Raw genomic sequence first — 13,874 nt, 5'->3', positions numbered from 1 at the left:
GTCACGCCCAGCCCCGCCGCCACCAGGCCAATGATGGTCATCGCTTCCCCCGCCTCCTGAGTGAACAACGGGCTGAAGCCCGCCTCCCGGGCCAGATCCAGCAATTGCGCGTACAGCCCGCTGCCATAGCTGCGCGGGAAGAACACAAACGGCTCGCTGGCCAGCTCTCGCAGGTGAATACCGTGCTCCGAACCCGACGCCAGTGGATGGTCCGAACGAAGAATCGCCACCAACGGCTCGCGCAATAATTCGACCGCCACCAATGAATCCGGCAAAGGCAGGGGCCGCATGATGCCCACCTGCATCGACTCATTCTCGAGCCGCTCGGCGACTTCTCGACTGCTCATTTCCTGAAGCGCCAGATGCACCGCAGGATAACGTTGGCGAAACGCGAAAATGGCCTGCGGAATGCTCGAGGTGAAGGGCGCGGACGCGGTGAAGCCGATCTTCAACTCGCCCAGTTCTCCCAGTTGCGCGCGCCGGGCCACGTCCGAGGCTTTCTCGACCTGCGCCAGCACCAGACGCGCCTCATCAAGGAACAACCGACCCGCTTCGCTCAGCGCCACCCGTCGATTGGTGCGCTCAAACAGACGCGCGCCGAGCTCTTGCTCCAGCGCCTGGATCTGCTGACTCAGAGGTGGTTGCGAGATGCCGAGCGTCAGCGCAGCACGTCCAAAATGCAGCTCTTCTGCGACCGCAATGAAGTAACGCAGGTGACGTAATTCCATGAGCATTCCATTAGGTCGTTAAACCTATCAAACAGGTCGAACAATATATTGGAAGCAATCGTTAGCCGGCTATATTCTTTCGCCATTGCGTCCGCACTCCCGTCTGAGGTCAACCGTGAATACTGCTGCATCCCCTGCCGAGCCTGCCGAATTCGCTAGGGCGGCCATCCCGTTGGGCGATACCTACATCGAGAAGGACACGCCTGCGTTCATGCGTACCGTCCTGGCGCTGTTTTCCGGCGGCTTCGCCACGTTTGCGCTGCTGTACTGCGTGCAACCGATGATGCCGGTGCTGTCGCGGGACTTTTCCATCAATGCGGCCCAAAGCAGCATGATCCTTTCGGTGTCTACCGCGATGCTGGCCATCGGATTGCTCATCACCGGCCCCATCTCTGATCGTCTGGGCCGTAAGTCGGTGATGGTGTTCTCGCTGTTCTCGGCCGCCCTTTTCACCATCGCCAGCGCCCTGATGCCGACATGGGAAGGGGTGCTGATCACACGGGCATTCGTGGGGCTGTCGCTGAGCGGGCTTGCTGCCGTCGCCATGACCTACCTCAGCGAAGAAATTCACCCGCAGCACATTGGCTTGGCAATGGGCCTGTACATCGGCGGCAACGCTATCGGCGGCATGAGTGGGCGAGTAATCACCGGGGTCTTGAGCGATTACGTCAGCTGGCACACCGCGCTGTTGATCATGGGCGTCATTGCGCTGGGCGCGGCCGGGGTGTTCTGGAAAATCCTGCCGCCGTCGCGCAATTTCCGCGCCCGCCCGCTCAACGGCCGCAGCCTGCTGGAAGGCTTTGTCCTGCAGTTCCGGGACGCCGGGCTGCCCTGGCTGTTTCTGGAAGGCTTCCTGCTGATGGGCGCGTTCGTGACGCTGTTCAATTACATCGGCTACCGTTTGCTCGCCGACCCTTACAACCTGAGTCAGGCGGTGGTCGGCCTGTTCTCGGTGGTGTACCTGTCGGGCATCTACAGCTCGGCGAAGATCGGCGCACTGGCTGATCAGCTGGGCCGGCGCAACGTCTTGTGGGCCGTGATCGTGCTGATGCTCGTTGGCGTAGCGCTGACGATGTTTACCCCGCTGGTGGTGGTGATCGTCGGCGTGCTGATGTTCACCTTCGGCTTCTTCGGCGCCCACTCCGTTGCCAGTAGCTGGATCGGCCGCCGTGCCATCAAAGCCAAGGGCCAGGCGTCGTCGCTTTACTTGTTCAGCTATTACGTAGGCTCCAGCGTTGCGGGCACCGGCGGCGGGGTGTTCTGGCATTACGCCGGCTGGAACGGCATCGGCGCCTTCATCGGCACCCTGCTGCTGATCGCCCTCGCCGTCGCATTGAAACTGGCAAAGGTGAAGCCGCTGGCGGTGAATGTGCAGGTCTGACGGATATAGGCGTTTTCACACAAGATATGGCTCGGTTTCACCCCTATCGCATCCACACCGCCTGACAGTAAAGCGTGAATAATTGCTTCACGCTTTGCTACGATGATCAGAACCTTCAAACATAAAGGCCTCAGGGCTTTTTTCGAGACTGGAAGCACAAAGGGGATTCGCCCCGATCATGCGAAACGCCTCAGCCAGCTACTTGGTGTTATGGCCTTTGCACGAAACGCTAATGACCTGGATATACCCGGCTTCAGGTTGCACCCTCTAAGGGGTGACCTGATCGGATTTTGGTCTGTATCTGTGAGCGGAAACTGGCGAATTATTTTTAGATTTATCGATAACGATATCGAATTGGTCAACTATCTCGACTACCACTGACAGGAGTCACTGTCATGAGAATGCATAACCCTCCACACCCTGGCGAAATCATCCAGGAGATGCTTCCGGAGATGGGTATCAAGATTGCCGAGATGGCGCGCCGACTCCATTTTTCTCGTGAAATGTTGTCTCGGGTCATCAATTGCCATGCGCCGGTCAGCCCCGATCTGGCGGTACGATTGGAACGTGCCGGCCTGAGCACTGCACGAATGTGGCTGGATTTACAGATGAGCCACGACCTATGGCAAGCCGAGCATCGGGAGCAGCCGCCTATCACGCCGTTGTATGCCCCTCCAACGATTACAGCAGCCTGAACTCCACACAAAAACGCCCGGCATGTGCCGGGCGTTTTCATGTTGGCGAACCGCTTACTGGTGATACTTCGCCGACATTTCGTGCACCGCTTCGATGAAGGCGCCGGCGTTGGCCGGGTCGACTTCAGGGGTGATGCCGTGGCCCAGGTTGAAGACGTGGCCGGTGCCGCTGCCATAGCTGGCGAGGATGTTCGACACTTCCTGGCGGATGGCGTTCGGGTTGGCGTAAAGCACGGTTGGGTCCATGTTGCCCTGCAGCGCCACCTTGCTGCCGACGCGGCGGCGAGCTTCGCCAATGTCGCACGTCCAGTCCAGGCCCAATGCATCGGCGCCGGCGTCAGCGATGCTTTCCAGCCACAGGCCGCCGCCCTTGGTGAAGAGGATGACCGGCACTTTGCGCCCGTCGTGCTCACGGATCAGGCCGTTGACGATCTTGCGCATGTAGGCCAGTGAGAACTCCTGATACGCGGCGGCCGAAAGGCTACCGCCCCAGCTGTCGAAGATCTGCACCGCTTGCGCACCCGCGAGGATCTGACCGTTCAGGTAGGCCGTGACCGACTGCGCGAGCTTGTCCAGCAGCAGGTGCATGGCGTGCGGGTTGTCGTAGAGCATGGCCTTGGATTTGCGGAAGTCCTTGGACGAGCCACCTTCGACCATGTAGGTCGCCAGGGTCCATGGGCTGCCAGCGAAGCCGATCAGCGGCACGCGGCCGTTCAGCTCGCGGCGAATGGTGCTGACCGCATCCATGACGTAGCCGAGGTCTTTCTGCGCGTCTGGAATCGGCAGCGCTTCGATGTCAGCCAGGGTAGAGACGGTTTTGCGGAAGCGCGGCCCTTCACCGGTTTCGAAGTACAGGCCCAGGCCCATGGCATCGGGAACAGTAAGGATGTCGGAAAACAGAATGGCGGCGTCGAGCGGGTAGCGCTCAAGCGGTTGCAGGGTGACTTCGCAGGCGAACGCCGGGTTCATGCACAAGCTCATGAAGTCTCCGGCCTTGGCGCGGCTGGCGCGGTACTCCGGGAGATAGCGGCCGGCCTGGCGCATCATCCACACGGGCGTGACGTCAACAGGCTGCTTGAGCAGGGCGCGAAGGAAACGGTCGTTCTTCAGGGCAGTCATGTAGGCATCCGGAAAAAAAGTGCGGGCATTTTCTCAGACACCAACGCAAAAGGCACGGTCGGTACCGTGCCTTTTATTTATCGAGGCGATAGTCGCATCAATGTGCCACAGCTCATTTGTAGGCGCCGGCTTGCTGGCGAATCCGACAACTCCGCGGTTTCAGGCAGACCGGGTCATCGTTTCTCGCCAGCGGGCCAGCGCCTACAGCCATGAGCGCGATTACACGCCCAGATAATCCAGAATCCCTTCAGCCGCGTTTCGGCCTTCGTAGATCGCGGTTACCACCAGGTCAGAGCCGCGCACCATATCGCCGCCAGCGAAGATCTTAGGGTTGCTGGTCTGGTGCTTGAACTGGCCCTGCTCCGGCGCCACAACGCGGCCCTGGCTGTCGGTCTGGATACCCTGCGGATCGAACCAGGAGGCGGGGCTTGGACGGAAGCCGAAGGCGATGACCACAGCGTCTGCCGGGATGATCTCTTCGGAACCCGGAATCGGCTCGGGACTGCGACGGCCTCGCGCGTCAGGCTCGCCCAGGCGCGTTTCGACCATTTTCACGCCCTCGACCCGATCTTCGCCGACGATAGCGATAGGCTGGCGGTTGTAGAGAAACTTCACGCCTTCTTCCTTGGCGTTCTTCACTTCCTTGCGCGAACCCGGCATGTTTTCTTCGTCGCGACGATACGCGCATGTCACCGACTTGGCGCCTTGGCGGATCGACGTGCGGTTGCAGTCCATCGCGGTATCACCGCCGCCCAGTACCACCACCTTTTTGCCCTTCATGTCGACGAAATCTTCCGGCGTCTTTTCAAAGCCCAGGTTGCGGTTGACGTTGGCGACCAGGAAATCCAGCGCATCGTGCACGCCTGGCAAGTCTTCGCCAGGGAAGCCGCCCTTCATGTACGTGTAGGTGCCCATGCCCATGAACACCGCGTCATATTCTTCCAGCAACTGCTCGACGGTAATGTCCTTGCCGATCTCGGTATTGAGGCGGAACTCGATACCCATGCCGGTAAAGACTTCGCGGCGATTGCTCAGCACGCTCTTCTCAAGCTTGAATTCTGGGATGCCAAAGGTCAGCAGCCCGCCGATTTCAGGGTTCTTGTCGAACACCACCGGCTTCACGCCACCGCGCACCAGAATGTCCGCGCAACCCAGGCCCGCCGGGCCTGCGCCGATGATGGCCACGCGCTTGCCGTTCGGCACGACGCGAGACATGTCCGGGCGCCAGCCCATGGCGAAGGCCGTGTCGGTGATGTACTTCTCGACCGAGCCAATGGTCACCGCGCCGAAGCCGTCGTTGAGGGTACATGCCCCTTCGCACAGACGATCCTGCGGACACACGCGGCCGCAGACTTCCGGCAGGGTGTTGGTCTGGTGCGACAGCTCGGCGGCCGCGAGGATGTTGCCCTCCGAGACCAGCTTCAACCAGTTGGGAATGAAGTTATGCACAGGGCATTTCCATTCACAGTACGGGTTGCCACAACCCAGACAACGGTGGGCCTGGTCGGCCGATTGCTGCGGCTTGAAAGGTTCGTAGATTTCCACGAATTCCTTCTTGCGTTGACGCAGCAGTTTCTTTTTCGGGTCTTTACGCCCGACTTCGATGAACTGGAAGTCGTTACTGAGACGTTCAGCCATGGTGTTAAAACTCCTGACTACAGCCTCAAGCGCCAAGCTTGAAGCTGCAAGAAAATCATGTTCGCAGGCACTCGCGCGCTGCCGTTAGCTTGCGGCTTGAAGCTTGCCGCTGCTGTTATTGCGGATTCGCGCGGGTACTCGACAGCAGCGACTTCAAGCTCGCGGCTTTGGGTTTCACCAGCCAGAAGCGGCGCAGGTAGTCGTCGAGGTTTTCCCAGAGATTGCGGCCCCATTCGCTGTCGGTTTCGGCCACGTATTCGGCCAGCACGCGCTCCAGGTGGCTGCGATAGGCTTCCATCGCTTCACCGCTGATGCGCTGAATTTCCACCAACTCGTGGTTGACCCGGTCAACGAAGGTGTTGTCCTGATCGAGCACGTAAGCGAAACCGCCGGTCATGCCTGAGCCGAAGTTGTGGCCGGTCTTGCCGAGCACGCAAACGAAACCGCCGGTCATGTATTCGCAGCAGTGATCGCCCGTGCCTTCCACAACGGTGTGAGCACCGGAGTTGCGCACCGCGAAACGTTCGCCCGCCGTACCCGCTGCGAACAGCTTCCCGCCGGTCGCGCCGTACAGGCAGGTGTTACCGATGATGGCACTGTCCTGGGTTTTGAACGGGCTGCCTTTTGGCGGCACGATCACCAGCTTGCCGGCCGTCATGCCTTTGCCGACGTAGTCGTTGGCGTCGCCTTCCAGGTACATGTTCAGGCCGCCGGCGTTCCACACGCCAAAGCTCTGCCCGGCCGTGCCCTTGAAGCGGAACGTCACCGGTGCATCGTTCATGCCCTGGTTGCCGTGCAGCTTGGCGATCTCGCCGGAAATCCGCGCGCCGATGGAGCGGTCGCAGTTGCAGATATCCAGTTCGTAGTCGCCGCCGCTCTTGGCCTGAATGGCAGAGATAGCCAGTTCGACCATCTTCTCGGCCAGCAGACCTTTATCGAACGGCGGGTTGCGCTCGACCTGGCTGAATTGCGGCTTGTCGGCCGGAATGTGGTCACTGCCCAACAGCGGCGTCAGGTCCAGATGCTGCTGCTTGGCGGTCTCGCCCGGCAGGATTTCCAGCAGGTCGGTACGCCCGATCAGTTCTTCCAGCGAACGCACGCCCAGCTTCGCCAGCCATTCGCGGGTTTCCTCAGCCACGTAGGTGAAGAAGTTGATCACCATGTCGACGGTGCCGATGTAGTGATCCTTGCGCAGCTTGTCGTTCTGAGTCGCTACGCCAGTGGCGCAGTTGTTCAGGTGGCAGATGCGCAGGTACTTGCAGCCCAGCGCGATCATCGGCGCGGTGCCGAAGCCGAAGCTTTCGGCGCCGAGAATCGCCGCCTTGATGACGTCCAGACCGGTTTTCAGACCGCCGTCGGTCTGCACCCGAACCTTGCCGCGCAGGTCGTTACCGCGCAGGGTCTGGTGAGTTTCGGCCAGGCCGATTTCCCACGGCGAGCCCGCGTACTTGATCGACGACAGCGGCGATGCGCCGGTGCCGCCGTCATAACCGGAAATGGTGATCAGGTCAGCGTAGGCCTTGGCCACGCCGGCGGCGATCGTGCCCACGCCCGCTTCGGCTACCAGCTTGACAGAGACCAGCGCGGCCGGATTGACCTGCTTTAGGTCAAAGATCAGCTGGGACAAGTCTTCGATGGAGTAGATATCGTGGTGCGGCGGTGGCGAGATCAGCGTCACGCCAGGCACTGCATAACGCAACTTGGCGATCAGGCCGTTGACCTTGCCGCCCGGCAGTTGCCCGCCCTCGCCCGGCTTGGCGCCCTGAGCAACTTTGATCTGCAGCACATCGGCGTTAACCAGGTACTCAGGCGTTACGCCAAAACGGCCGGTCGCGATCTGCTTGATCTTCGAACTGCGGATCGTGCCGTAGCGCGCCGGGTCTTCGCCGCCCTCACCGGAGTTGGAGCGCGCGCCCAGGCGGTTCATTGCCTCGGCCAAGGCTTCATGCGCTTCCGGCGACAGCGCGCCCAGCGAGATGCCCGCCGAGTCGAAGCGCTTGAGAATGCCCTCCAGCGGCTCGATCTGGTCGATGCCCAGCGGCGTGTCGAGCTCCTTGACCTTGAACAGGTCGCGGATCATCGACACCGGACGGTTGTCCACCAGCGCGGTGTATTCCTTGAACTTGCTGTAATCGCCCTGTTGCACGGCGGCTTGCAGCATCGCTACCACATCAGGGTTATAGGCGTGGTATTCGCCGCCGTAGACGAACTTCAGCAGACCGCCCTGCTGGATCGGCTTGCGCGCGCTCCAGGCTTCGAAGGCCAGCGCCTTCTGCTCGGCTTCAATGTCGACGAAACGCGCGCCCTTGATGCGACTCGGCACGCCACGGAAGCTCAAGTCGCAGACTTCTTCCGACAGGCCGATGGCCTCGAACAGCTGCGCGCCACGGTACGACGCGACGGTGGAGATGCCCATCTTCGACAGGATCTTCAGCAGGCCTTTGGTGATGCCTTTGCGGTAGTTCTTGAAGACTTCGTACAAATCACCCAGCACTTCGCCGGTACGGATCAAGTCGCCCAGCACTTCGTACGCCAGGAACGGATAGACCGCCGACGCTCCGAAGCCGATCAGCACAGCGAAATGGTGCGGGTCACGCGCCGTCGCCGTTTCGACCAGGATGTTGCTGTCGCAACGCAAGCCCTTTTCGGTCAGGCGGTGGTGCACCGCGCCGGTGGCCAGCGAAGCGTGAATCGGCAGCTTGCCCGGTGCGATGTGACGGTCGCTCAGGACGATCTGGGTCTTGCCCGAACGCACGGCTTCCTCAGCCTGATCCGCGATGTTGCGCACCGCAGCTTCAAGACCCATGGCTTCGTCGTAGTTCAGGTCGATGATCTGACGATCAAAACCCGGGCGATCGAGGGTCATCAGCGAGCGCCACTTGGCCGGGGAAACGACCGGCGAGCTGAGAATCACGCGCGAAGCGTGCTCTGGCGACTCTTGGAAAATGTTGCGCTCGGCGCCGAGGCAGACTTCCAGCGACATGACGATGGCTTCACGCAGCGGGTCGATCGGCGGGTTGGTGACCTGCGCGAACTGCTGGCGGAAATAGTCGTACGGCGTGCGGACGCGACGCGACAGCACTGCCATCGGCGTATCGTCGCCCATGGAGCCGACCGCTTCCTGACCCTGCTCACCCAGCGGGCGCAGGATCTGATCACGCTCTTCGAACGTGACCTGGAACATCTTCATGTACTGCTTGAGCTGATCCGGGTTGTAGAACGCCGAACCGTGGTCGTGATCTTCCAGCGTCGCCTGAATGCGCAGGGCGTTCTTGCGCAGCCACTGCTTGTACGGGTGGCGCGACTTCAAACGGCTGTCGATGGCATCGGTGTCGAGGATCTGCCCGGTTTCGGTGTCCACCGCGAAGATCTGGCCCGGGCCGACACGGCCCTTGGCAATCACGTCTTCCGGCTTGTAGTTCCACACGCCGATTTCCGACGCCAGGGTGATGTAGCCGTTCTTGGTGGTTACCCAGCGCGCCGGGCGCAGGCCGTTGCGGTCGAGCAGGCAGACGGCGTGACGACCTTCGGTCATTACGATGCCGGCCGGGCCATCCCACGGCTCCATGTGCATGGAGTTGAATTCGTAGAAAGCGCGCAGATCCGGGTCCATGGTTTCGACGTTCTGCCACGCCGGCGGCACGAGCATGCGCACGCCACGGAACAGGTCGATACCGCCGGTGACCATCAGTTCGAGCATGTTGTCCATGCTCGACGAGTCCGAGCCCACGCGGTTGACCAGCGGGCCCAGTTCGTCGAGGTCCATCAGATCATTAGTGAACTTGGTGCGACGGGCCTGAGCCCAGTTGCGGTTACCTGTGATGGTGTTGATCTCGCCGTTGTGGGCGAGGAAGCGGAACGGCTGAGCCAGCGGCCATTTCGGCAAGGTGTTGGTCGAGAAACGCTGGTGAAACACGCAGATCGCGGTCTGCAGGCGCTCGTCGTTGAGGTCCGGGAAGAATGCCGTGAGGTCACGCGGCATCATCAGGCCTTTATAGATGATGGTCTTGTGCGAAAAGCTGCAGATGTAGTGGTCGGTGTCGGCCGCATTGGCAACCGAGGAACGACGGCGAGCGCAGAACAGCTTGATCGCGAACTCCTGATCGCTCAGGCCTTCGCCACCAATGAACACTTGCTCAATCTTCGGCAGACGCTCCAGGGCGAGACGGCCCAGCACGCTGGTGTCGATCGGGACCTGGCGCCAGCCGATCAAGGTCAAGCCGGCCGCGAGGATTTCACGGTTCATGTTTTCGCGGGCCGCTTCGGCCTTGGCGTCGTCCTGGTTGAGGAAGACCATGCCGGCACAGTACTGGCGCGGAAGCTCGACGCCGAAGTGCTCGTTGGCCACCGCACGCAGGAAGGTGTCAGGTTTTTGCATCAACAGCCCGCAACCGTCACCGGTCTTGCCGTCGGCGTTGATCCCACCACGGTGGGTCATGCAGGTCAGGGCTTCGATAGCCGTCTGCAACAGATGATGACTGGGCTCGCCTTGCATGTGGGCGATCAGGCCGAAACCACAGTTATCCTTGAATTCTTCTGGATGGTACAGACCTGCTTTCATAGACACATTCTCACCAGGCTGCCCCTTATCGAGGCAAATTTCTTTTCAATTCAACCATTTACCATCCACGCCGAACGTACGCCGGCTTTGCGGGAGCAAAAGGGAGGTCATTGTACACAGCGACACAAGTCCTCACAAATTTGGCGACGAACTGTCGCAAATTTATGTCGCATTCATGAAAGGTTTTATATCGATTCTCGTGCTAGCCAGAGCTTTTTTTGCGAGTCTGACCAATGAGAGCCCGAAGATCAATGCGTGCCTGAGACGCAGGCACCACAAGGCGCGCTGCTCATTGGCAGCACGCTCATGCGTGATTATCGGGAGGGCTAATCGAGGGGCCTGGATAAGGCCCCTGCGTTATCAGCGAGCGGCGGCGAGTTCCTGTTGGATACTGCCGACAGTGCGAGGCCAAGGTTTACCAGCCTGAACCTTCTCTGGCAAGGCCTTAATAGCGGTAAGCGCCGCATTGCGGTCGGCGAAGCTGCCGTAAGTCACCACGAACAGCGGCTTGCCCTGCAGGGTTTTCTTGAAGTAACGGTACTCGCCGCCCTGCTCTTTCACGTAGCTTTGCGCAGTCGCTTCGGAGCTGGTGCCGAGGATCTGCACCACGTAATGCGTCGGAGCCTGGCCTGCGTACCAGCCACTGCCCGCAGCGCCGGACGCTGCAGCTGCCGGCTTGGCCGCTGGCGTCGGAGCAGGAGCCGGCTTGGCGGTGGCCACCTGAGTCGGCGCCGGCGCAGGCTTGGCAGCAGGCGCTGGAGCTGGCGTCGGCTTGGCCGCAGGTGCAGGGCGCGGTGCTGGAACCGGCTGCTGCGCCATGCTCGGAGCAGGACTTGCCGTCGCACCGACGGGTGGCGCCGTGGTGGTCACGGTCGGTGGCTGCAGCGACTGATTGGCGGCCGGGCCGCCATCTTCGCCATCGCCTTCGCCCGAGCCCGCAGCTTCAGCCAGTGGCGCTCGCGTCGCTGGTTGAGAGCCGTTCATCGGCAACGGCATCGGCTGCGAGTTACCCGCGAACTCGATGGCAGGGCCACCGTTGTTCGATTGTTGCGCAGGCGCCTGGCCCTGACCCAAAGGCAGTTGAGCCTGGGAGTTGGCCGGGGCCGTAGCGGGAGCGTTGCTGCGGCCTGGAATCAGCCACGCCGCGAGAACGGCTGCAACGACCACTCCACCCAAAGCCAACACGTGTTTCTTAGGCATTTTGAACCCCATACTTGGACGCTTGACCGCAGAGCGGCTGGCAATCATGGCTTCGATCATCGAATCGCGCGCGACCTGGTTGATCGCGCCCGGCCATCCACCGGACTGCTCATGGATATCACTGATCTGTTCGGCGCTGAACAATCCAACGCCCTGCCCTGCGCCTTCGAGACGCTGAGCCAGATATTCACGGGTTTCTTCTTCGGTATACGGCGCCAGCTCGATAACGTGGAAGCGTTCTTCCTCGGTACCGCTCTCGGCGCACAGCTGATCCAGGCGATCAATGATCGAAGCCTCGCCGAACAGGAAGACATGCGGGCGCCCTTCCGGGGTGCCGGCTGCCAATCCCAACAACGCTTCGAGTGCGGATTCGCCCAGTTGTTCGGCATCGTCCACCAGGATGTAGACTTCCTGGCCGGTGAGCGCCAACTGCACGACTTGCGACAGGATCGGGCGCATTTCCGGTTGGGCGACGTTCAGCGCCTGTGCGACCTGACGCAACACGCCCGTCGCATCCCCTGCACCGCGCGCCGACACCACAACGCTCTGAACCGATTGCTTGTTGGTGCTCGCCACCAGCGCCTGACGCAACAGCGTCTTGCCACTGCCGTGAGGGCCCGTCACCACCAGCAGCAGCTGGCTGTAGCGCGCGAGATGATGCAACTGACCCAGCACGGGCTTGCGCTGTGCCGGAAAGAACTTGAAGCCGGGAACCCGCGTTGCGAAGGGGTCATGACTCAACTGGTAATGACCGAGGAAGGCCTCATCGGCGTGCAAACTAGTCATGGATTTCTCATTAACCTCTAAGCTGATCCACCAAGGCGCGGTAATCCGCGACCAGTGTGGCCTGTAGTACTTCTTGTGGATATTCGTCAGTCACCACTGCTTCACCGATGCGACGCAACAGCACCAGGCGCAGACGACCGTCTATGACCTTTTTGTCCACCGCCATGTGCTCGAGGAAGTGCTCGGGCGTCATGTCTTGCGGCGGAACCACCGGCAAGCCGGCTCGCTGGAAGATACGGATGCCGCGGTCGCGCTCCTGTTCGCTGATCCAGCCCAGACGCGCTGACATTTCCAGCGCCATCACCGTGCCCGCCGCCACCGCCTCGCCGTGCAGCCAGACGCCGTAGCCCATATGGGTTTCAATGGCGTGGCCGAACGTATGGCCGAGGTTCAGCGTGGCACGCACGCCGGACTCGCGCTCATCGGCGCCGACCACCGCAGCCTTGGCGGCACACGAACGTTCGATCGCCGTGGTCAGCGCGGCCTGATCCAGCCCGCGCAACTTGTCCACATTCTCTTCGAGCCATGTCAGGAAAGGTTCGTCACAGATCAAACCGTATTTGATGACCTCGGCAAGACCGGCCGACAGTTCGCGCTCAGGCAGAGTGTTCAACGACAACGTATCGATCAGCACTGCGTTGGGCTGGTAAAACGCGCCGACCATATTTTTGCCCAGCGGGTGGTTGATCCCGGTTTTGCCACCGACCGACGAATCGACCTGCGACAGCAGCGTGGTCGGCACTTGAATGAATTCGACGCCGCGCTGGTAACAGGCAGCCGCAAACCCGGCCATGTCGCCGATGACACCGCCACCCAGCGCAATCACAGTGGTGCGACGGTCGTGGCGCGCGGTGAGCAGCGCGTCGAAGATGGTTTGCAGGGTTTCCCAGTTCTTGAAGGCTTCGCCGTCAGGCAGCACGATCGGCAAGACGCTGTAACCGGCGAGGGAGCGAGTGAGGCGGTCCATGTACAGCGGCGCGACGGTGGCGTTGGAAACGATTGCCACCTGTTTTCCGGCAATGTACGGCTTGAGCAATTCGGGCTGATCCAGCAAGCCTTCACCGATATGGATCGGGTAGCTGCGTTCGCCAAGCTCGACCTTGAGTGTCTGCATGTGTCCCCACGCTGTTAACAATTGGTTGCCCGTGCGCGCTTGAAAAAACGCCGACACCGGCTATGGCGCAAGGCCATGTAACGACCCCACTTTTTATGGTCGCCGAGGATAGCGCATTTCCGTCTGCGCTTTAACGGGGAGGAAGCTCGGCCAGCAGGGCCAGGATGTCGATAATCACCATTCGAGGCGGCCGCTCATCGGTTTCGATGATCACATCGGCAATCTCGCGGTACAGCGGATCGCGGATCGCCAGCAGTTCGCGCAGCACCCGCGCCGGGTCAGCGGTGCGCAACAAGGGTCGGTTGCGATCCCGCGAGGTCCGGCCCACTTGCTGCTCAACCGACGCGTGCAGATACACCACCCGACCGCCGGCGTGCAGGGCGCGGCGGTTTTCTTCACGCATGACCGCGCCACCGCCAGTGGCCACGACCACACCGTCCAGTGCGCAGAGCTCGGCGATCATCGCCTGTTCACGATCGCGAAAGCCCGCCTCACCTTCCTTGTCGAAGATCCAGGGGATATTGGCACCCGTTCGCAGCTCGATTTCCTTGTCGGAATCTTTGAACGGCAGTCGAAGCTCTTTGGCCAGCAAGCGACCGATGGTGCTTTTACCAGCCCCCATCGGCCCCACAAGAATTAAATTTCGCACAGA

The 13,874-nt window shown here is 61.1% G+C and carries 10 protein-coding genes; 3 read left to right on the top strand and 7 right to left on the bottom strand.

All coding sequences use genetic code 11. The features are described from left to right. On the bottom strand, nt 1-728 hold a 728-nt coding region (locus tag VF672_RS02905; protein ID WP_331101264.1), incomplete at its 3' end, for a LysR family transcriptional regulator. Nucleotides 729-894: 166 nt separating this feature from the next. Between VF672_RS02905 and VF672_RS02900 the strand changes: the two genes are divergently transcribed. From VF672_RS02900 to VF672_RS02890, 3 genes are all read left to right on the top strand, one after another. Next, nucleotides 895-2,109 (top strand): MFS transporter, encoded by a 1,215-nt coding sequence (locus VF672_RS02900; protein WP_414705563.1) that lies wholly within the window; start codon nt 895-897, stop codon nt 2,107-2,109. Nucleotides 2,110-2,211: 102 nt separating this feature from the next. After that, nucleotides 2,212-2,490 carry a type II toxin-antitoxin system RelE/ParE family toxin gene (locus tag VF672_RS02895; protein WP_331101262.1) on the top strand — a complete coding sequence of 93 codons (279 nt, stop codon included), beginning with the start codon at nt 2,212-2,214 and terminating at the stop codon, nt 2,488-2,490. Between the two features lie 14 nt (nt 2,491-2,504). Further along, on the top strand, nt 2,505-2,804 hold the full coding sequence (locus tag VF672_RS02890) for a HigA family addiction module antitoxin (protein WP_331101260.1): 300 nt from the start codon (nt 2,505-2,507) through the stop codon (nt 2,802-2,804). 54 nt (nt 2,805-2,858) lie between these two features. Here VF672_RS02890 and hemE read toward each other — a convergent pair whose 3' ends face one another. The 6 genes from hemE to aroK form a co-directional block, all read right to left on the bottom strand. Further along, nucleotides 2,859-3,923 carry a uroporphyrinogen decarboxylase gene (gene hemE / locus VF672_RS02885; RefSeq protein ID WP_331101258.1) on the bottom strand — a complete coding sequence of 355 codons (1,065 nt, stop codon included), beginning with the start codon at nt 3,921-3,923 and terminating at the stop codon, nt 2,859-2,861. Between the two features lie 219 nt (nt 3,924-4,142). Further along, nucleotides 4,143-5,561: an FAD-dependent oxidoreductase gene (locus tag VF672_RS02880; RefSeq protein WP_331101256.1), complete on the bottom strand. Its 1,419-nt coding sequence runs from the start codon at nt 5,559-5,561 to the stop codon at nt 4,143-4,145. Between the two features lie 115 nt (nt 5,562-5,676). Beyond that, a complete protein-coding gene (gltB, locus tag VF672_RS02875; RefSeq protein WP_331101254.1) occupies nt 5,677-10,122 on the bottom strand; it encodes a glutamate synthase large subunit in 4,446 nt (1,481 codons plus the stop codon). A 360-nt stretch (nt 10,123-10,482) separates the two neighbouring features. Continuing rightward, nucleotides 10,483-12,108 carry an SPOR domain-containing protein gene (locus VF672_RS02870; protein ID WP_331101252.1) on the bottom strand — a complete coding sequence of 542 codons (1,626 nt, stop codon included), beginning with the start codon at nt 12,106-12,108 and terminating at the stop codon, nt 10,483-10,485. A 10-nt stretch (nt 12,109-12,118) separates the two neighbouring features. Beyond that, entirely contained in the window at nt 12,119-13,222 is a 1,104-nt protein-coding gene (aroB, locus tag VF672_RS02865) for a 3-dehydroquinate synthase (protein ID WP_331101249.1), read from the bottom strand. 130 nt (nt 13,223-13,352) lie between these two features. Beyond that, nucleotides 13,353-13,871 carry a shikimate kinase AroK gene (aroK, locus tag VF672_RS02860; RefSeq protein WP_331101247.1) on the bottom strand — a complete coding sequence of 173 codons (519 nt, stop codon included), beginning with the start codon at nt 13,869-13,871 and terminating at the stop codon, nt 13,353-13,355. Nucleotides 13,872-13,874: the final 3 nt, after the last annotated feature.

Origin of the sequence: Pseudomonas sp. (genome assembly GCF_036387035.1) — a bacterium.
GTDB lineage: Bacteria > Pseudomonadota > Gammaproteobacteria > Pseudomonadales > Pseudomonadaceae > Aquipseudomonas.
The sequence above is the reverse complement of the archived record's forward strand: the minus strand, read 5'-3'. Positions and strand labels throughout refer to the sequence as shown.

Coding starts and splice junctions, on each gene's coding strand:
- VF672_RS02895 (WP_331101262.1), top strand. CDS start 2,212: ATGATCAGAACCTTCAAACATAAAGGCCTCAGGGCTTTTTTCGAGACT.
- hemE (WP_331101258.1), bottom strand. CDS start 3,923: ATGACTGCCCTGAAGAACGACCGTTTCCTTCGCGCCCTGCTCAAGCAG.
- aroB (WP_331101249.1), bottom strand. CDS start 13,222: ATGCAGACACTCAAGGTCGAGCTTGGCGAACGCAGCTACCCGATCCAT.
- VF672_RS02870 (WP_331101252.1), bottom strand. CDS start 12,108: ATGACTAGTTTGCACGCCGATGAGGCCTTCCTCGGTCATTACCAGTTG.
- gltB (WP_331101254.1), bottom strand. CDS start 10,122: ATGAAAGCAGGTCTGTACCATCCAGAAGAATTCAAGGATAACTGTGGT.
- VF672_RS02890 (WP_331101260.1), top strand. CDS start 2,505: ATGAGAATGCATAACCCTCCACACCCTGGCGAAATCATCCAGGAGATG.
- VF672_RS02880 (WP_331101256.1), bottom strand. CDS start 5,561: ATGGCTGAACGTCTCAGTAACGACTTCCAGTTCATCGAAGTCGGGCGT.